The sequence below is a fragment of the Nonomuraea turcica genome (assembly GCF_030718205.1).
Lineage (GTDB): Bacteria > Actinomycetota > Actinomycetes > Streptosporangiales > Streptosporangiaceae > Nonomuraea.
The window spans coordinates 150,448-169,710 of the sequence record NZ_JAUZQF010000015.1 but is presented as its reverse complement, the minus strand read 5'-3'; the positions used below and the strand labels follow the sequence as shown (position 1 = coordinate 169,710).

At 71.3% G+C, this 19,263-nt stretch carries 14 protein-coding genes and 2 tRNA genes; 6 read left to right on the top strand and 10 right to left on the bottom strand.

The annotated features are described in order from the left end of the window. Nucleotides 1-2 precede the first annotated feature (2 nt). On the top strand, nucleotides 3-434 hold the full coding sequence (locus Q9G87_RS34810; RefSeq protein WP_305920802.1) for a hypothetical protein: 432 nt from the start codon (nucleotides 3-5) through the stop codon (nucleotides 432-434). A gap of 247 nt (nucleotides 435-681) precedes the next feature. Continuing rightward, a complete protein-coding gene (locus tag Q9G87_RS34805; protein WP_305920801.1) occupies nucleotides 682-1,818 on the top strand; it encodes a nitric oxide synthase oxygenase in 1,137 nt (378 codons plus the stop codon). Here Q9G87_RS34805 and Q9G87_RS34800 read toward each other — a convergent pair. Further along, entirely contained in the window at nucleotides 1,815-2,516 is a 702-nt protein-coding gene (locus tag Q9G87_RS34800; protein WP_305920800.1) for a tyrosine-protein phosphatase, read from the bottom strand. The two genes, Q9G87_RS34805 and Q9G87_RS34800, sit on opposite strands and share 4 nt — an antisense overlap. 61 nt (nucleotides 2,517-2,577) lie before the next feature. Between Q9G87_RS34800 and Q9G87_RS34795 the strand changes: the two genes are divergently transcribed. Further along, on the top strand, nucleotides 2,578-3,339 hold the full coding sequence (locus Q9G87_RS34795) for an enoyl-CoA hydratase-related protein (protein WP_305920799.1): 762 nt from the start codon (nucleotides 2,578-2,580) through the stop codon (nucleotides 3,337-3,339). Nucleotides 3,340-3,358: 19 nt separating this feature from the next. On the opposite strand, the gene Q9G87_RS34790 is transcribed toward Q9G87_RS34795, so the two are convergent. From Q9G87_RS34790 to galK, 4 genes are all read right to left on the bottom strand, one after another. Then, nucleotides 3,359-3,430: transfer RNA gene (locus Q9G87_RS34790), tRNA-Pro, on the bottom strand. A 6-nt stretch (nucleotides 3,431-3,436) separates the two neighbouring features. Continuing rightward, a tRNA-Lys gene (locus Q9G87_RS34785) sits at nucleotides 3,437-3,510 on the bottom strand. A gap of 43 nt (nucleotides 3,511-3,553) precedes the next feature. After that, the gene (locus Q9G87_RS34780) at nucleotides 3,554-4,966 is read right to left on the bottom strand and encodes a hypothetical protein (RefSeq protein ID WP_305920798.1); all 1,413 of its coding nucleotides are present in this window, start codon (nucleotides 4,964-4,966) and stop codon (nucleotides 3,554-3,556) included. 59 nt (nucleotides 4,967-5,025) lie between these two features. Next, nucleotides 5,026-6,138 carry a galactokinase gene (galK, locus tag Q9G87_RS34775; protein ID WP_305920797.1) on the bottom strand — a complete coding sequence of 371 codons (1,113 nt, stop codon included), beginning with the start codon at nucleotides 6,136-6,138 and terminating at the stop codon, nucleotides 5,026-5,028. Between the two features lie 43 nt (nucleotides 6,139-6,181). Here galK and Q9G87_RS34770 point away from each other — a divergent pair, with 43 nt between their 5' ends. Then, nucleotides 6,182-6,982, top strand: a complete 801-nt coding sequence (locus Q9G87_RS34770) for a 1-aminocyclopropane-1-carboxylate deaminase/D-cysteine desulfhydrase (RefSeq protein ID WP_305920796.1) — start codon at nucleotides 6,182-6,184, stop codon at nucleotides 6,980-6,982. Here Q9G87_RS34770 and Q9G87_RS34765 read toward each other — a convergent pair. The 3 genes from Q9G87_RS34765 to Q9G87_RS34755 form a co-directional block, all read right to left on the bottom strand. After that, nucleotides 6,955-7,638, bottom strand: a complete 684-nt coding sequence (locus Q9G87_RS34765) for a DUF6766 family protein (RefSeq protein WP_305920795.1) — start codon at nucleotides 7,636-7,638, stop codon at nucleotides 6,955-6,957. The two genes, Q9G87_RS34770 and Q9G87_RS34765, sit on opposite strands and share 28 nt — an antisense overlap. A gap of 67 nt (nucleotides 7,639-7,705) precedes the next feature. Beyond that, the gene (locus Q9G87_RS34760; protein ID WP_305920794.1) at nucleotides 7,706-8,080 is read right to left on the bottom strand and encodes a hypothetical protein; all 375 of its coding nucleotides are present in this window, start codon (nucleotides 8,078-8,080) and stop codon (nucleotides 7,706-7,708) included. A 42-nt stretch (nucleotides 8,081-8,122) separates the two neighbouring features. Next, nucleotides 8,123-8,671, bottom strand: a complete 549-nt coding sequence (locus Q9G87_RS34755; protein WP_305920793.1) for a hypothetical protein — start codon at nucleotides 8,669-8,671, stop codon at nucleotides 8,123-8,125. 122 nt (nucleotides 8,672-8,793) lie between these two features. Between Q9G87_RS34755 and Q9G87_RS34750 the strand changes: the two genes are divergently transcribed. Beyond that, nucleotides 8,794-13,836 carry a hypothetical protein gene (locus Q9G87_RS34750; RefSeq protein WP_305920792.1) on the top strand — a complete coding sequence of 1,681 codons (5,043 nt, stop codon included), beginning with the start codon at nucleotides 8,794-8,796 and terminating at the stop codon, nucleotides 13,834-13,836. Between the two features lie 62 nt (nucleotides 13,837-13,898). On the opposite strand, the gene Q9G87_RS34745 is transcribed toward Q9G87_RS34750, so the two are convergent. After that, complete coding sequence (locus Q9G87_RS34745) at nucleotides 13,899-15,875, bottom strand: APC family permease (protein ID WP_305920791.1); 1,977 nt, start codon at nucleotides 15,873-15,875, stop codon at nucleotides 13,899-13,901. A gap of 235 nt (nucleotides 15,876-16,110) precedes the next feature. Here Q9G87_RS34745 and Q9G87_RS34740 point away from each other — a divergent pair, with 235 nt between their 5' ends. After that, a complete protein-coding gene (locus Q9G87_RS34740) occupies nucleotides 16,111-18,069 on the top strand; it encodes an elongation factor G (protein ID WP_305920790.1) in 1,959 nt (652 codons plus the stop codon). On the opposite strand, the gene Q9G87_RS34735 is transcribed toward Q9G87_RS34740, so the two are convergent. Beyond that, nucleotides 18,066-18,950, bottom strand: coding sequence for an intradiol ring-cleavage dioxygenase (locus tag Q9G87_RS34735; protein WP_305920789.1), 885 nt, complete (start codon nucleotides 18,948-18,950; stop codon nucleotides 18,066-18,068). The genes Q9G87_RS34740 and Q9G87_RS34735 overlap by 4 nt on opposite strands. Nucleotides 18,951-19,263: the final 313 nt, after the last annotated feature.

The window sequence follows — 19,263 nt, the reverse complement described above, 5'->3', positions numbered from 1 at the left end:
CCATGTTGAAGCGGCGCCTCGCGATCGTCGGGACGGCGGTCGTGCTAGGACTGGCCGGCATGGCCGGGACCGCGCTGGCCGACCACGAGCCGATCAGAGTGCACCCCAAGCCGGGCCACGAAGGCTCGGTCAAGGTGCACGCCGAGCCGGCCGAGCCGGTCTTCGTCAGCGGCAAGCTGACGTGCTGGATCAGTGGCCGCGGCAAGGCCGTGACATTCTCCAGGGCCAAGGTCGCCGAGCTCATCGATGAGAAGGTCATCGAACCGGAGAACACCTGGGAAACCGCCGCGGACGGCGTCACGCTCGTTCCCGCCGACCGGGTGTCGATCGCCGTTCCCGCCAAGGAACTGCCGCGTAAGGTCGTCGGCAAGCGCTGGCACGAGCGCCGCGTCCTCCACCTCACCTGCGTGTGGGACGACTTCGTGGCGAAGTAGAGCGTCGTGCCCCCGGAGCCGCCGGGGGCACGCTGCCTTTTCACGCTTTGTGACACGACGAGCACATGATTTTTCATTTGGCGGGACAAAGGCGGGTGGGGCGGGCAAGGATGGAGACACCGGTCCCCTGGGCCGGAGCCGCGGGAAGGTCGAGACGGAGGCGAGGAAAGGGCGCCCCCGCCAAGGACGTGCCGCCGAACCCGGAACCGGCGGGGCGATCCGCTGATGGAGAAGTGCTGGTTGCCGCGTGCGTACCTGGATCACGTCCCTGCGTCCCTTCGACGCGCCCGCCATGCGGTCATGGCTGGAGCGAACCACCGACCTGCGCGAGGCGGAGCGCTTCATCAGGCTCTACCACGCCGAGAACCCCTCCGTGGGCGGCCTCTACGCCCGGCTGCGCGACGTCACCAGGGACGTCGCCCGTACCGGGACCTACACGCACACGTTCGAGGAGCTTGAGTTCGGCGCCCGGGTGGCCTGGCGCAACAGCAGCCGATGCATCGGCCGGCTCTACTGGCGCTCGCTGCGGGTACGCGACCGCAGGCAGGTGAGCACCGCCGAGGGCGTGGCCCTCGAGTGCGTCGACCACCTGCGCGAGGCCACCGGCGACGGCAAGATCAGGCCCACGGTCACCGTCCTGCAGCCCGACACCCCCGCCCTGCCGGGGCCCCGCATACTGAACGACCAGCTCGTCCGCTACGCCGGGCATCGGGTTCGTGGCGGCCAGGTTGTTGGCGACCCGAAGAACGCCGAGCTCACCGACATGGCCAAGGCGCTGGGGTGGCGCGGCGGCACCGGCGGCCGGTTCGACGTGCTGCCGGTGATCATCCAGGCGGCGTTCGGGGATCCGCTCCTGTGCAACCTGCCCGGCGACGCCGTGCTGGAGGTGCCGCTGGTGCATCCCGAGTACCCGTGGTTCGCCGACCTGGGGCTGCGCTGGCACGCCGTACCGGCCATCTCGGACATGTGCCTGGAGATCGGCGGCATCTGCTACCCCTGTGCGCCGTTCAACGGCTGGTACATGGGGACCGAGATCGGCGCGCGCAACCTCGCCGACACCAACAGGTACGACCAGCTCGCGGTGGTGGCCGAGCGGCTCGGCCTGGACACCTCCACCGAGCGCTCGCTGTGGCGCGACCACGCGCTGGTGGAGCTGAACGTGGCGGTGTTGCACTCGTTCGAGCAGGCTGGGGTGACGATGACCGACCACCACACGGAGTCACGGCGTTTCCTCACCCATCTGGCGAAGGAGGAGAAGGCGGGGCGCGTCTGCCCGGCCGACTGGTCGTGGATCGTGCCGCCGCTGTCGGGCAGCGCCACGCCCGTCTTCCACCGCTACTACGACACCAGCGTCCTCACCCCGGCCTTCGCCCACCACCGTTAGCCGCCCGCGCGCGGCTCGCGCGCGGTGAGCCGCTCGCGCAGGGCGGCCAGGTCGGCGGCGCTCACGTGGGCGTCCAGACCGTGGAGGCCGTCGAGCGCCGCCAGCACGGCCTCGCGCGCGGTGGTGCCCGTCCTGGCCAGGTATGCCTGCACTCGCAGGTCGTCGTCGGGCTGGCCGAGCGCGGCGTAGAGCGGGCGCAGGCGGGCCGTCGACCGCTCGTAGTCGGCCAGGATGTCCGGCGCGCCGACCCCGGCCAGCGTGAGCAGCAACAAGGCGATCAGGCCGGTGCGGTCGCGTCCAGCCGCGCAGTGCACGAGCACCCCGCCCGGCGGCGCCTGCGCGACCTCCCGCAGCACGCGGGCACACCGATCCGGGTGACGCTCCAGGAAGGCACGGAGATAGAGCGGCGTGCCGCCGTGCTCGTGGGGCTCGCCGGGCTCGTGCAGCGGCACGTCGATCACGGTCATCCACGGCGGGCGATGGCCCTGGCCCGCCGCCCGGTGCTCGCCCGGCGTGCGCAGGTCCACGATGGTCCGTACGCCGTGAGCCGCTGCCGCCGCCCAGCCCGCCTCGGTCAGCCGGTCGGGCGTGTCGGAGCGCACCACGGCTCCCCAGCGGGTGCGCCGCTCGCCGGCGGCCGGCAGGCCGCCCAGGTCCCGGACGTTGTGGCAGCCGTCCCAGGCGAGGTCTCGGTCCATGGGGACACGGTACTTGCCGTCGCGGGCTAGAACATGGTTCGGTTGGAGCATGGCGGAACGCGTGCTTTCAGCTGTCGACCAGGGCGTGCTCACGCTGACCTTCAACCGTCCCGACACGCTCAACGCCTGGACGGACGCGATGGGGCGGCGCTACTTCGACCTGCTGGCGGAGGCGGAGAAAGACCCCGGGGTGCGGGCCGTGGTGGTCACGGGTGCGGGCAGGGGGTTCTGCTCCGGGGCCGACTTCAAGACCCTGAACGCCATCCAGACCGGCTCCTACGACGAGACCCCGGATCCGCGGCCCACCAGCTTCCCCACGACCATCGGCAAGCCGATCATCGCGGCGGTCAACGGGGCCTGCGCGGGGCTCGGCATGGTGCATGCCCTGGTCTGTGACCTGGTCTTCACGGCCGAGTCCGCCAAGTGGACCACCGCCTTCCCGCGGCGCGGGCTGATCGCCGAGTACGGGCTGTCATGGGTGCTGCCCCGGATCATGGGGCAGCAGCGGGCCATGGACGTGCTGTTGTCGGGGCGCGTGTTCACCGGGGGGGAGGCGTACGAGCTGGGGCTGGTCAACCGGGTGGTGCCGGGGGACGGGGTGGTGGCCGAGGCCCAGGCATACGCGCGGGAGCTGGCCGTGCACAGCTCGCCGGCGTCGATGGCGGTGATCAAGCGGCAGGTGTGGCGGGATTGGGACGTCACGCTCGAGGAGTCCGCCAAGGTGGCCGTCCAGGAGATGATGACCTCCTTCGGCCGCCCCGACTTCGCCGAAGGCGTCGCCGGCTTCCTGGAACGCCGCCCGCCGAACTTTCCCCCGCTGTAGACCCGCGGCGAAGGGGCGGCCTCGTCGGCCGGGCTCGAACCGGCGTCCACCCGGTCCCGAGCCGGGCGCTCTACCACTGAGCTACAACGAGGCCTCGCCATCGCCGACCGGGCTCGAACCGGCGTCCACCTGGATGAAGAGCCAGGCGTTCTACCACTGAACTACGGCGTGGCACCCCTAGTGTGCTCGGTTCCTGCGAACGCGCGCCACCCCTTTACGACGGGTGCTCTTTCACGGGCAGATCGCTGAGCACGACGCCGGACCGCAGCCCGTGCCGGGCGTCGGCGGCCAATTCCTCCTTGACGTGCTGGCCGCTGAACACCCCGGCGCGGCGCAGCAGCGCCGCCCACACCGGGTCGGCGATGGTGACGCCGTGGACCAGCTCCGGCGTGGGCCGGAACACCGCGGTCGCCCGTGCAGGCGCGGGCGCCGTCCAGCCAGAGGAGACCGGATCGAGGCCGGCGCGCCGGCAGGCCGCCTCGACGTCGGCGCGCGTGCAGAGTACGTCGCCGTCGAGTACCTCCCAGGGCGGCGGCAGACCCGCCCACACCTTCGTGTTGGGATCGACGTCGCCGCCGTCGGCACGGTGCCAGGCCGCCAGGTCGGCGGCCATGAGCCGCATCACCTTGCCGGGGCAGGCCGCGTCCAGCAGTTCCAGGGCGTTCAGCGCAGCCAGGCAGGCCAGCCAGCCCGCCCGGGCCGCGTTGTAGGCGACGGCCAGGTTGTTCCAGGTGGTGGAGTCGTGGCCGCGCCGCACGATCATCGTTTCGCGGTCGGTGTCCGGCCGCCAGCGCTCGCGGAGCATGGCCGCGCTGTGCCGCATCACCGACGACCAGCGGCCGAGCAGGAGGCCTCGCTCTTCCTCGTTCAGGTGCTCCAGGACGTCCGGGCTGGTACGCACCTGGGCGATCATCCACCAGTCGGAGCGGCTCGTGCACCGATCCAGCAGGAGCGAAGCGATCTCGTCGAACGGGTTGTCCCGCCCGGCGAGGCTGAACTCCCTGCGCAGCTTGCGGCGCGCGGTGTAGTAGGCCACGAAGCAGGCGGCGTCGGCATCCGCGGCGAACCGCTCGAACGGCACCTCCGCCGCGAATCCAGTGACCCCCACCATGAGCAGGCGCCGCTTTCCCTGCTCGGCAGCAAGCGTCCCAGCCTTGGCCGAGAGCCTGCGCAGCATCCGGAACCGCCGGTTGTACTGCCGCTTGGACAGCTCCATCCCGGCCGCGTCGCGGGCCTGCCGGTTGAGCCGGTCGGCCAGAAAGTCACTATGGCCGGGCGTCCACCGGATCGAGCGGCCCATCCTCGCCGCGAACTCCAGCAACGACTCCGGATCGTCCGGGTCCACCTCCACCGACCGCTCGAACAGCCGGCTGGCCGCCGCCACCTGCCGTGTCCCGCCCACCGGACGGGCATAGTCGGTCGACATCGACGAGAACGACGTCGCGCCCCGCGATGAGTGCTTGGCCGCGCGCTCCAGCACGACGCGCTCGCGCCGGGTCAGCTGCCCCTCCAGTGCCTGCATCACCAGGTCGGCGACGTCTTCGGGGCGGTAGCGACGGTCCAGCGAGCCATGCAACTCGGCCATGATCTCCCGGCGGGACGCCGGCTGATGCCTGCGCTTTGTCATGGCCGCCATCATGACGAGGTCAGCCGTCGGAATCGACTGTTTTACGGAGCTGGACGCTCCTACGCCAGGCGGTGGGCGCCGGGGGCCGGGGTGGCGGGGAGGAAGCGGGGAGGCTGGAAGCCGTGCGCGGCATAGGCGTCCACGACCGACTGCTGGACGGCCTCCAGGCGGTCGTCGGACACCAGGGCGATGGCCGAGCCGCCGAAGCCGCCGCCGGTCATCCTGGCGCCCCGGGCGCCGCCCTTGACGGCGGCCTCCACCGCCACGTCCAGTTCGGGCGACGACACCTCGTACTGGTCCCTGAGCGACAGGTGCGAGGCGTTCAGCAGCGCGCCGATCTCGGTGATGGCGCCGGCCCGCAGCAGGCCGATGAGGGCCTCCACGCGGTGGTTCTCGGTCACGACGTGCTGGGTGCGCTTGCGCTCGTCGCCCTGCAGCAGCTCCAGGGCCGCCGCCAGATCGGTCACGTCACGCAGGGCCGGGACGCCGAGCTTGCGGGCCGCGGACTCGCATTCCGCGCGGCGCTTGGCGTATTCGCCGCCCGAGTGCTCGTGGTGGACCTGGGTGTCGATGATGAGAATGCTCAGCCCGTGGGAGGCCAGGTCGAGCGGGATGTTGCGGAAGCCGAGCGAGCGGCAGTCGAGGAACAGGGCGTGCCCCTCCTCGGACAGGGCAGAGGCGGCCTGGTCCATGATGCCGGAGGGCACGCCGACGAAGCCGTTCTCGGCCTTCTGGCTGAGCAGGGCGATCTCCATGGGCGTCATGCCCAGGTCGTGCAGCTCGTTGAGCGCGGAGGCGACGGAGACCTCGAGGGCGGCGCTGGAGCTGAGGCCCGCGCCCGACGGGATGTCGCCGTCGATCGCGATGTCGGCGCCCGCCACGCGGTCGCCCAGCATGGCCAGGACGCCGACGACGTAGCGGGTCCAGCCCGTGGACTCCTCGTGGTTCGTGATCGTGACGGGCTCGCCGGAGGACTGGAGGGAGAGCAGGCGGATGGTCTTATCCGTGCGCGGAGTGACCGCGGCCGTCACGCCCCACGGCACCGCGAACGGCAGCACGAAGCCGTCGTTGTAGTCGGTGTGCTCGCCGATCAGGTTGACGCGGCCGGGCGCGTGCCAGACGGTCTGGGGGGACGCGCCGTAGGCGGCACGGAAAGCTTCAGCAACGCGCATAATCGAACACTCCTCAACAAAGACCCGACCGTAGACTAGCGCCATGGAGGAGCTCCTGGATCCAGGGCTCGGTCAGGTCCGGGTGTTCCTGATGCATGACGACAACAAGCCGCGCAAACTCAAGCACAACCTGAGCCATCGCCGGCTGCTGACCTTCGGCGGCGCCTACTCCAATCACATCAGGGCCGTCGCGGAGGCTGGGCGCCGGCACGGGATCGAGACGATCGGCGTCATCCGGGGCGAGGAGCATCTCCCGCTGAACCCGACCCTGGCCTACGCCGAGGCTTGCGGGATGACGCTCACCTATCTCGACCGGGCCTCCTATCGGCTCAAGCACACCGAAGAGGTGCAGGCGCGGCTGCGCGCGCGGTGGGGCGGGGACGTGGCGATCCTGCCCGAGGGCGGCAGCAACGCCGCCGCCGTGCGCGGGTGCGCCGAGCTGCCCGGGGAGATCGCCGTGCCGTACGACGTCGTCTGCTGTCCGGTCGGCACCGGCGGGACGCTGGCCGGGATCTCGGCGGGGCTGCCGGAGGGCAAGCGGGCGATCGGGTTCGCGGTGCTCAAGGGCGCGGGGTTCCTCGCCGGCGAGGTGGCCAGGCTGCAGCGGGAGGCGTACGGGCGCACGTGGTCGAACTGGTCTCTCAACCTGGACTACCACTTCGGCGGATACGCCAAGACAACACCAGCCTTGGACGGATTTATCGAGAAATATCGAGTCGAAGGCGTCTATGTCGCCAAGATGCTCTACGGGATCCTCGACCTCGCCCGCCAGGGCGCGTTCGCGCCCGGCACCCGCGTCGTCGCCGTCGTCACCGGTCAGCCCTCGACCCCCGTGGCCAGGTGAGACGCACCGACCGGCTTCGACTCGGGCGACCCGCGCTGGCGCAGATAGATCGACAACACCACCATCGACAACACGGCCAGCAGCTCCGACTGCCAGTTCTGCAGACTCCGGTCCCAGAACTCCGGCGAGGTGACGTACGCGCCCCACGTGACCGGATCCCGCAGGTCGCCGAGCCGCTCGGCGTTGTACGCGGCCTGTCCCGCCACCGACTGCGCCAGCCACGACAACAGGAAGAGCAGCCCCATCACCAGCCCGAGCGAGTTGCTGTACAACCGCAAACGCCACCCCTTGGCCTTGGCCCAGGAGGGGGACTGGGTCGTGGCGTGCGCCCCGATTTGCTGCTGATGGTCGGACTCCGCGCCCATCGCGTCCAGCTTCTTGGACTCGGGCGACCCCTTCTGCACGAGCCACACGGTGAGCATGACGAACAGGAAGAACTGCAGGTACTCCGACTGCCAGTTCTCGGCCACGTTCACCGCGAACGCCGAGGACGCCACGTACTGGAGCACCGAGACCGGCGGGGCCCCCTCGGCCCGCTGCTGGTCATTGAACTCCAGCGTCCCGGCCACCGCCTGGCCGGAGACCGCCAGAAGGAACATGATGAGGAAGGCCAGAGCGAGCGAGTTCTCCTTGACCCACCTCACAGCCTCGACCACCCCACGTAGAAGAACAACGTGAGACCCACCACGATCACGAGCGTGGTGAGGGCGAACATCACGCGCATCAGTCGTCCACCTCGCAGTCGTAGGGAAGGTCGGGCACCGGCTCGCAGCCCGCGGCCCTGACCCGCCAACCGTCGCTGTAGCGGTGCAGGAAGATCGTGTCACCGGCCAGCCGCACCTGGGCCTCGTCCCCCCACACGCTCACCGAGACGACCACGCCGCCGGGTCCCAGCCTGAGCTCACGCAGCGCGTCGGCGCACGACTGGCCGCGACGAGGCAGCTTGTCGGCGGTCTTGCGGGCGAGCATCCCGCACGCGGCCTCGTCCTGGCCCGCGGTGATCAGCGCGTGGAAACGCTCCGCCACCCGCGCGGGGGAGGCCGTGTCGACGGCGCAGCCGGCCAGGGCCACCGCCAGCACGATGAGCAGGATCCTCATGGGGCCCCTGCTACCCCGCCGTTAATCAAACATGCTGGCCGGTCAGCCGCCGAGCTGATCGAGGACGGGGGACACCAGCGCGTTCAGCTCGCGGGCGAGCACCGTCACCGCGCGGTGGGCACGCTGCTCGACCTCGTCGTGCGGGCCCTCCGGCTCCGGCGGCAGGTCCTCGAGCGGCACCGGCGCCTCGACCAGCAGCGACGCCCGCAGGAACGGGATCCTGGCGAGGTCCTGCTGCGACGGATCGACATATTGGCCGAAGGTCTCCTGCCAGCCCAGCCAGCCGCGATCGCGCCACCAGGCCCGCGAGCGGGTCAGCTCCTCGGGCAGCGGGGAGACCAGTCTGACGCGCGCGTAGAGCGTCCCGTCCCAGGTGTTGCGGTGGCAGGTGGCCTCCAGGACGCGGCGGTCCCACCGTACGTATCCGGGTGTGAGGGACGGCGGCGTGGCCAGCCGCCATGCCGCACAGGCGAACCGGACGGGTGCGATGTCGCCCCACTCGAACTTCTCCAGGTTCTTACGCACGTGCACGGCATAGCGCCCGTCACGGTCCCTGTCGAACTCTTGGTCGATCCAGAACGCCTTGGCCATGGGATCTACGCTACGGCGCTCCGGCGTTCCGCAGGGCGAGGACCGGAGATCTCGGAATGTCCTGTGACCGACGCGGCGCATCTGTAGCTTTTTCACATCATTAGCTGACATTGGGGTGGAGAATGGCGTCAGAAGAGCTCGACGCGGCCATGACGTGCTGGAAGGCGGGAGAGCTCGACCGGGCCGCCGCGCTGTTCAGGCAGATCGCGGCCACGGGCGACCCGGAGGCGTCTCACCTGCTGGCCGGTCTGCTGCAGGAGCAGGGTGATCTGGAGGGCGCCGAGGCGGCGCACCGGTCGGTGATCCAGTCGGGCGACCCGGTGTTCGGCCAGCGCTCGGCCATGGCCATGGGCATGATGCTGGTCACGGCGAAGGAGTGGCCGGCCGCGCACCGGGTGCTGACGATCGCCTCGGACGGCGCCGACTTCGAGGTGGCCGCCCTTGCCGAGACGGCGATGGTGCTGGTGTGCACGCAGCTGGGCGACGCGCGGGGTGCGCAGCAGGCGCTGGAGCGGGCCCGCCGGTGCGACAGCCCCGCCGTGGCCGAGCTGGCCGCGCGGCTGGAGCTGCCGGAGTTCCACCAGGACCCGGCCTCGGCCCGCGAGCTCTACGAGCAGGCCGAGGACGAGGACGACTACCGGGTGTTGCTGACCTGCGGCGACCCCCACGTCGTGTCGCTCTCGGCGTTCCAGCTCTACCGGGTGTACGCCGAGGAGGAGGAATTCGACGCCGCTCGCGCGGTATGCGAGCACGCCATCGCCGTCGGCCACCCCGACCACCTGGCCACGGCGCACAAGCTGCTCGGCGCGGTGCTGGTGGACCTGGGCGAATACACCGAGTCCGCGGCCGCCTACCGCGTGGCCGCCGAGGACCCCCGCCCCGACGTCCGGCTGCCGTCGCTGATCGAGCTGGCCAAGGTCACCGCCCAGCTCGGCGACGAGGACGAGACGAAGGCGATCTTCCGCCGGGTGATCGCCAGCGGGCAGCGCGAGTACGTCGTGCAGGCCCAGACGTGCCTGGCCCAGATGCACACCGAGGCAGGCGAGGTCTCCGAGGCGCTGGCCGCGTTGCGGACGGTGCTGGAGGCGGGGGAGGGCGAGTGGGCGTCGGTCTGCGTGACGCTGCTCGGCCTGCTGCTCGTGCAGCATCCGCAGGCGTACGACGAGGTCATGGAGCTGGCGCGGCTGGCCGCCGGGCACGTGGACCCCGACGCCGCGTTCAAGGCCAGGCTGCTGCTCGACCACGACGACCGGCGGCAGCCGCTCGCCGACCCGGTGGAGGAGCAGGCGATCCAGGACATCGACGCGGCGCTGGACCACCTGCGCGCCGGCGACCTGGCCGAGGCCCGGCGGCTGCTGCGCGGGGCCTGCGACTGCGGGGCGCCCGCGCAGTCGATCCGGGCCATGATGGCGCTGGCCGAGCTGGAGCTGGGGGAGGGTGACCGGGAGCAGGCCGACGAGCTGCTGACGTACGTGGCCGAGGGCGAGGACGTCGTGCAGGGCTTCGCCGCGGCGTTCCTCCTGCACCTGCTGCGGATCTCCGGCGAGGACCTGCACCCGGTGCTGCGCGCGGTGATCGACCACCAGCGGCTCGGGCGCGAGGAGGGGCTGACCCGCTACCACGAGACCATGAGCCACGCCGACCCGGCCGTGGCGGCGGTCGGCACGGCGGTCTTCGCCCAGGTGCTGGCCTCCTTCGGCTACGCGCTGTCGGAGACCTCCAGGCTGCTCCACGCCGCGGCCGAGTCCGGGGAGCCGCTCGCCCTGTCGTACGCGGCGGCGCTGGCCAAGGAGATCCTGCCGGACCGGGAGGAGGCGGTGGCGCTGCTGCGGCGGGCCCAGGCGGAGGGGCATCCGGTGCTGGCCCCCTGGGTGGGCTACCTGCTGGGCGGGCTGGTGGAGGACGAGCCTGCCGAGGCGCGGGCGGCGTACACGATGGCGCTGGACAGCGCGCACCAGGGATTGCGCAGCGAGGCGGCCGGGTCGCTGGCGGCGCTGTTCGAGCAGCAAGGGGACCTGCTGGCGGCCTGCCGGCTGCACGAGCGGCGGATCGCCGGGGAGAGCGGTGACGAGGCCGGACGCAGCGCCTGGTTGCTGGGCCTGACCTGGGCGCGGCTCGACGACCTCGCCGCCGCGCGCCGCGCGTTCGAGCTGGCGACGGGCGAGCCACCGGCGATGGGAAGGTTCGCCAGGCGCCTGCTCGACCGGGACTTCGACGGCGCGGCGGAGGCGCTCGCGGACGTGCCGGAAGGCGGCAACGCGCTGCTGACGAGCATGCTCGGGATGGAGAGCGCGCACGCCTGGCAGCGGCGCGGCGAGACGGCCGCCGCCGACGCGGCGCTCTCGCTGGTGGCCGCCGCCGGGCATCCGGGCTTCCGCCAGGAGGCGGACTGTTACCTGGGCGCCTTGCGCAACGAGGCCGGGGACAAACTGGGGGCGATCGAGGCCTGGTCGCGGGCCGCGGAGGGCGAGAACGAAGGACTGGCCGCGATGGCGCTGAGCGACCTCGCGCGGGTGCGGCAGGAGCTGGGGCAGCTGGACGAGGCGGCCGAGGCCTGTCGGCGGGTGGTGCGGGACGGCGACGAGCGGCGCCGGGCGGACGCGACGGTGCGGCTCGCGGACGTGCTGGTGGCGAGCGGCGAGCCCGAAGAGGCCCGCGAGCTGCTGGCGGCGTTCGGGGCCGAGGGCCGGCTGTACTTGGCGAGCATGCTGCGCGACCACGGCGACCTGACGGCCGCCCTGACGGTCCTGACGGCCCCGCACGCCGACGACTCCTCCAGCGCGGACGGCGCGAGCGCGCCATCGGGCGGGGACGGTGGGGGTGAGGCGCGGCTGCTCGGCGAGTTGCTGGCCAGGACCGGTGACCTGGCGGGTGCGAAGGAGGCGTTCGAGCGGGCGGTGGCCGCCGGGTCCGAGTCCGCGGGCGGCACACTGGTGACCGCCGCCCGGCTGCTCGGCGAGGCCGGCGACGCCGAGTACGCCCGCGCCGCCTACCAGCGGGCAGCCGCACTGGACGAGGACGGCTGGGCCGCGGCCGTGGCCCGGGTGCGCCTGGGCACGGGCACGGCCGAGGAGCGGGGATGGGTGCTGGCCGCCGACGGCGACCGGCAAGGGGCGATCGCGGCGCTGGCCGAGGTCGTGGGCTCGGCGGCGCTGGCCGAGCTGGTGCTCGTGCTCGACGACGGCGACGTGCCGCACGCCCGCCGCCTGCTGGCCGCGCTCGCCGGTGAGGACAGGCGCGACGGCCTGGTCCACGCGATGCGTGTGGCAAGGGGCAAGGACGACGAGGCGACGGCCAGACGGCTCTACCGCCTGGTGATCGAGCTGGCCGACCGGGAGACCGCCGAGGCCGCCAGGGAGAGGGCGGCGGAGGTTCGGCAGACGGCCGCGGAGGCGTACCTGTCGCTGGGTGCGAGCTGGGCCGAGGCCGGCGAGCCAGGCCGAGCCGAGCTGTGTTTCCTGCCCGCCACCGAGCATACGGAGACGGCCCACGCCGCCTGGCACAACCTCGCCATCGTCCGGGAGCGCCGCGGCGACCTCGCCGGCGCCGTGGAGGCCCTGCGTTCCGGGATGCCCGGCACGGCCGTCGCGCTCGCCGAGATGCTGGACGAGCGCGGCGACGCGGCAGGCGTACGGCAGGCGCTGGCGGACGGCGCGGCGGGTGGCGACCTGGAGTGCCTGCGCCTGCTGGTCACCCATCTGGTAGGCGAGCGGGAACACGAGGCCGCGGCCCAGGCGGCCGAATGGGCGGTGGCCACCGGCGACCCGCGGACCGTGGCCACGGGCTACTGGGGATGGGGCGACGCCTACCGGGGCCTGGGCGACCTGGCGGGTGCGGCGCAGATGTACCGCAAGGGCATCGACAGCGGTTTCCCGTCGCTCATCCCCGGCCTGCGGACGAACCTGGCCAAGGTCCTGCACGACATGGGCGAGCAGGCAGGCGCGTACGAGCAGGCGGAGGCGGCCGCCGCGGCCGGGGAGCCGGACACCGCCGCCATCGGCCACATCATGATCGGCTGCTGGCGGCACGACGACGGCGACGTGCTCGGGGCTGCCGAGGCGTTCGCCGCCGCCGCGGCCACCGGCGCCGAGCTCGCCGGGGAGGCACTGGGGAACCTGCGTGCCCTCGCCCACGAGGAATTCGAGCGCGGCGCGCACGACGTGGCCGGTCAGGTGCTGGAGCTGATGGGCGAGCTGGGCGCGGAGGTCGCGCGGGAGCTGGGGAGGAAGTGCGCGGACCCGGCCGCCGTACGGGCGTACTTCGAGCGGGCCGGGCGGGGGCCGTTCACCGAGCTGGACGTCGCCGACCGGCTGGCCGCCCTGGGGGAGCGGGCCGAGGCGCGGGCGATCTTCGAGCGGCTGAGCGAGCACGGCGAGCCCGATGTGCGCTTCGTCGCCGGCGGCAGGTTGCTGGAGCTGCTCGACGGCGAGGGTGACGACGAGGCGTTCTACGACGTCGCACGGCGGCAGGCGGCCGACGCCGACAGCCCGATCAGGGGCGTGTTCGGAAGCCTGCTCGGCATGTTGCAGGACAACCGGGGCGACACGACCGAGTCGTTGCGCACGTTGCGGGAGGCGGCCGCGGGCGGTGAGCCCATCGCGCTGGCCACGCTCGCGCAGACGCTGGTCGGCGCCGGGATGGTGGACGAGGGGCGGGAGACGTACCTGCGGGTGCTCGACTCGGGCGACGACGGGCTGGCCGCGCGGGCGATGGTCGCGCTCGGCCAGACCTATCACGACGAGGACGAGGAACGGGCGCGCGAATGGTACGTGCGGGCCGTCGAGGCAGGCGACGGGCACACCGGCGCGCTGGCCGCGATGTACCTGGGCGCGCTGGCCAAGCGGAACCGCGACTTCCCCGAGGCGCTCACCTGGTACCAGCGCGTGATCGACGCCGGCGACTGCGAGTCCGGCATGGCCGCCGCGCACCTGGGCGAGCTGTGCTACTGGCTCGGCGACCGCGACGGCGCCCTGCGTTACTACGAGCTGACGCTGGGGCTGACCGAGCAGGCCGACCTGGTGGCCGAGGCCGCCTGCAGGCTCGGGGAGATCCGGTACGAGCGCGGCGACCTGGCGCTCGCCCGCCGGATGCTGGAGGCGGCGGCGGGCACCGGCGACCCGGCCTTCGCCCCGCAGGCCGAGCTCCTCCTGGAGAAGATGGGGTGAACGTCGATGGCACGCACCTGACGCAGAGCGAGAGCTTCAAGCCTCGACCGCTACCGGCGTGGCTAACCGCCTACGTGGATGCCCGGGCGGCGAGTGGGGTCGGGCTCGCGCTGGCGGATGATCTCGCGGACGACCGGAGGTGTGTCCCCACGTCCCAGGATCAGGTAGCGGAGCAGGTGCATCACCGGAGAGCCCTCGGACCACTCGAAGTAGCAGTGCGGCCGCACGCCGGTGGCGTCCCTGAGGGTGAGCAGGATGGCCGCGATGGCATTGGGTACGGCCGGGCTCTCCGCGCGCAGCACGCGGTGCCCGTCCACCTGGGCTCCGCGCACGCGCAGCACGTCGCTGAAGTCGGACGGGTCGATGACGCCGATCTCCAGGAAGAGAACGTCGGCCCGCCCGGGCACCGGGTTGAGCCCGCGCTGCTCCGCCTCCTTGGCGTCGTATTCAGCCTTGTCACCGGTCTGGCGGCGGTTGGCGATGAGGTTGAGCGCCCCGTCGTAGGCGAGGGAGTCGGTGATGAACCGCCGGGCCGCCTCGTCGAACTCGATGCGGTCGGCCCGCAGCTCCGTCGTGCGTGACACGCGTGAGATCAGCGAGATCACGACGATGCCGAGGATGAACATCCCGGAGATGGCGATGCCGTCGGGCTTCTCCCTGATGTTCTCCGCCAGGGCGTACAGCAACACCAGGGTGAGCACGGTGAAGCCGGCGATGGCGGCCCGCTGCCGTTTGCGGATGGCGGAGATCGTCACCGCCACCGCGCCGGACACCATCATGGCCAGGATGCCTGTGGCGTACGCGCCCGCCTGCGCGTCCACGTCCGCGTCGAACGCGATGGTGAGCACGATGCAGATCGCGGTGTAGACCAGCACCACGGGCCGCACCGCACGCCCCCACTCGGGCGCCATGCCGTATCCGGGCAGGTAACGCGGCACGATGTTGATCAGCCCGGCCATCGCCGAGGCCCCGGCGAACCAGAGGATGAGGATGGTGCTGATGTCGTACGCCGTCCCGAACACGTCACCCAGCTGCCCGTGCGCCAGATATGCCAGCGCCCTGCCGTTGGCCGCGCCGCCCGGCCTGAATTCCTCGGCCGGAATCAGCACCGTGGTCACGAAGCTGGTCGCGACCAAGTAGACGCTCATGATGAGCGCCGCCGCGGTCAGCAGCTTGCGCGTGTTGGCGATGCGCGAGGCCAGCCGCTCCTCGGGACTCTTGCCCTGGGCGGCCACCAGCGGCATCATGCTGACGCCCGTCTCGAATCCCGACAGGCCCAGCACCAGCAGCGGGAAGGCCAGCACCGCCGGCCCGATGATGCCGCCGAGACCGCCACCGCCGCTGGTCAGCGCCTCGATCCAGCGCGACATCGCGTCCGGCGTCGCGAGCACCTCGGCGATCCCGACGGCCACGACGACGGCGTTGAGCCCGAGGAAGAGGGCCACCAGCGGGATCGCCACGCCGACCGCCTCGGTGAAGCCGATCAGGAACACCCCGCCGAGCACCAGCAGCAGCACCACCGTCAGCGCCACCTCGTGGCCGTGCAGGAAGCTCGGGAAGAACGGGTTTTCCACGACGTGCACGGACGCGTCGGCCGCCGACAGCGTGATCGTCACGATCCACGACGTCGCCACGAATCCGAGCAGCACCAGCACGAACACCTTGCCCCGCCAGAACGGCAGCAGCCGCTCCAGCATCGCCACCGACCCCTGGCCGTGCGGGCTCTCCTTGGCGACCCTGCGGTACATCGGCAGCATGCCCAGCAGCGTCAGCGCCACGATGAGCAGCGTGGCCAGCGGCGACAGCGCGCCGGCCGCGAGCGCGGCGATGCCCGGCAGGTAGGCCAGTGTGGAGAAGTAGTCGACGCCGGTCAGGCACATGACCTTCCACCAGGCCTGCGGTACGGCGTGCCCTTCCTGCGTCTCGGGGCCGACCGGCTGGACCTGGTGACGCAGCAACCATCGTGCCACCGGGCTCGACGGGGGCGCCGGGCGCGAAGGGCTGTCGACCACCGCGGGGACGGCCAGGTCACCGGTCACCGGATCTTTCCTCTCGTCGGAATGCACCCACCCTAGAACTTCTTCACCAAACCACCGCGATTGGCTGGGCGATTCTGTGGACAACGCGTCCGGCGCCCCGTAAATCGGTTGCCCGCGCGAAGGGCGCTCTGATGTGCTGGCGTCAGCCGACGACCGCCGACCAGGAGCACGCGATGCTGACAACGTTCATGTCCCCCAGCGAAAGGAAAGCTCGACCCGGAGGACATGACGTTCGTTGCGTACGCTCAACTTGGGGATCCTGGCGCATGTAGACGCCGGCAAGACAAGCCTGACCGAGCGGCTGCTGCACGCCGCCGGCGTCATCGACGAGATCGGCAGCGTCGACGACGGCAACACCCAGACCGACTCGCTGGCCCTGGAACGACAGCGCGGCATCACCATCAAGTCCGCCGTCGTCTCCTTCGTCATCGGCGACACCTCGGTCAACCTGATCGACACCCCCGGCCACCCGGACTTCATCGCCGAGGTGGAGCGGGTGCTGAACGTGCTCGACGGCGCCGTGCTGGTCGTCTCCGCCGTGGAGGGCGTGCAGGCGCAGACCCGCGTGCTCATGCGGACGCTGCGCCGGCTCGGCATCCCCACCCTGGTCTTCGTGAACAAGATCGACCGGCGTGGGGCCCGATACGATGGCCTGCTTGACGACCTCGCGGCCAAGCTCTCCGTCCCGGTCGTGGCCATGGGCTCGGTCACCGGCCTCGGCACGGGCGGCGCCTCGTTCGCCCCCTTCGCGGACGCGCCGGGGTTGCTCGACGTGTTGGCCGACCACGGCGAGGAGCTGGTGGCCGCATACGTGGCGGACGAGGGCTCGGTCTCGTGCAAAAGACTCCGCGCCGAGCTCGTGGCACAGACCGGGCAGGCGCTGGTGCACCCGGTGTTCTTCGGCTCGGCCATCACGGGTGCCGGCGTGGACGCGCTGATCGCGGGTGTCCGAGAGTTGCTGCCCGCGGCCCAGGGCGACCCCGGAGGTCCGGTCTCGGGCACCGTCTTCAAGGTCGAGCGTGGCCCGGCCGGCGAGAAGATCACATACGTCCGGATGTTCTCCGGGACGGTACGCACCCGCGACCGGCTGCGGTTCACCGGCGGGCAGGAGGGCAAGGTCACGGCGATCAGCGTCTTCGACCACGGCTCCGCCGCCCACCGCCAGGAGGTCGCCGCGGGACAGCTCGCCCGACTCTGGGGCCTGACCGACATCCAGATCTGGGACACGATAGGTGAGCCGCCGAAGGGCGCCGCGGAGGGTCACTTCGCGCCGCCGACCCTGGAGACCGTCGTCCTCCCGGCCAGGACTGCGGACAACGGCGCGCTCCACCTCGCCCTGGCCCAGCTCGCCGAGCAGGACCCGCTGATCGGCCTGCGCCAGGACGACCTGCGGCAGGAGGTCTCGGTCTCGCTCTACGGGGAGGTCCAGAAGGAGGTCATCCAGGCGACGCTGCTGAACGACTTCGGGCTCGACGTCACCTTCCGGGAGACCACCACGATCTGCGTCGAACGCCCGATCGGCGCCGGGTCCGCGTTCGAGCTCATCGGTAAGGACCCCAACCCGTTCCTGGCGACCGTCGGCCTGCGGGCCGAGCCCGGCCCGCCTGGGAGTGGCGTGGAGTTTCGGTTGGAGGTGGAGCTGGGCTCGCTGCCGTATTCGTTCATGAAGACCATCGAGGAGACCGTGCACGAGACGCTGCTGCAGGGCCTGCACGGCTGGCAGGTGATCGACTGCGTGGTCACGCTGACGCACTCGGGCTACTGGGCGCGACAGAGCCACATGGGCGGCGTCTTCGACAAGAGCATGTCCAGCACCGCGGGAGACTTCCGCAACCTGACGCCGCTGGTCCTGATGGCCGCGCTGAAGCGGGCCGGGACCAGGGTGTACGAGCCGATGCACCGTTTCACCCTGGAACTGCCCGCCGACACGCTGGGCCCGGCGCTGCCGGTGCTGGCCCGGCTGGGCGCTGTGCCGCGCACGCAGGCGTCGTCCCTGATCGAGGGCGAGATCCCGGCGGCCAGGGTGCACGAACTCGAGCAGCGCCTGCCCGGCTTGACCCGCGGGGAAGGCGTGCTGGAGACCGCCTTCGACGGCTATCGGCCGGTACGCGGCCCGTCCCCGGAACGGCCGCGTACCGACCACAACCCCCTCGACCGGAAGGAGTATCTGCTGCACGTCGTCAGACGTGTCTAAGAGCCGTCCTTGTCGGAGTCGGCGGCGAAGACGATGACGCCGAGGTAGCCGTCGTCCTCCTTGGTGACCTTCATGAGCATGCTGTCGTCGTAGATGTTGTCGTTGTCGTTGAACGTGTCGCGCCCCGTGTGCTCCGAGTACGGCGACATCGCCATGACCGCGCTGTTGAGCTTCTCGTCGAACATCATCTGCGTGGTCAGCACCCGCTCGCTGCTGAAGTGCACCATGGCGTGGATGTGGATCGTCCGCCCCCGGTACCAGCCCGGCCAGATGGTCGTGAACTCCACGATGCCGTCGCTGTTGGTGACCTGCGCGCCGCGCAGGTACCGCTTGTCGTCGGTGGGCGTCAGGTCGGCCATGTCGCCCTCGCCGCCGCCACCGGCCGCCGGGCCGCCGCTCGGCGGGGCCCCGGTGGGCGCGCCGCTCGGGGGAGTGCCGTTCGGCTGGCTCCCGCCGCCGGTGGACTGCGCCTCCGCGCCGGAGTAGAGACCGGCCGCGTCACAGTGCCAGATCTCCACCACCGCGTTCGGCAGCGGCTTGCAGGTCTCGCTGTCCTGCACCTTGATGGCGACCCGCAGCCGCACGCCCTGCTTGTCCTCGCGGATGTCGCTGCGGATCTTGTCCGCGTCGAAGTAGTAGGGGCCCTGCGTCGTGGTCTGGGTCAGCTTGCAGGTGCTCGCCTCGCTGAAAAGTGAGGTCAGGTCGTTGGTGGTGGTGGCCTCCGGCGTCACGGTTGCCCCCGTGGAGGTGGTGACGGCCGTCGCCGTTCCTGTGCCGGCGTCGCTGCCGCACGCGGCGAGCAGGCCGCCCAGCCCGAGCGAGCTGATGCCGGTGATCAGCCGCCGTCTGCTGACCCGCTGACCTTCGTGATCGTGTCCCACTGTCGTCCCTCTCCGCTGATCCGATGGTGCGGACCTCAAGGTAGAAGGCGTGCCCTTGATGACTTCTGTGGGAAAGATGAAGCTTTGATGAGTTCGGGGTTGAGCGGGTCCGCTCGTCGAAACCCTTTTCGGTGATATGAAACCGTGACCAAGCGCTCGTTAGCTGATCAGCGGCCATGAGCCGGAAAACAACCAGCTCAGCTCCTATGCACACAGTTGCAGTCGCCGATTGACAGCCCCTATCGACCCGTTCTACGTTCCCGAAAACCTTTTAGGTTCGCTACGTCGTTCCGGGTCAGTGATGTTAGCGCTA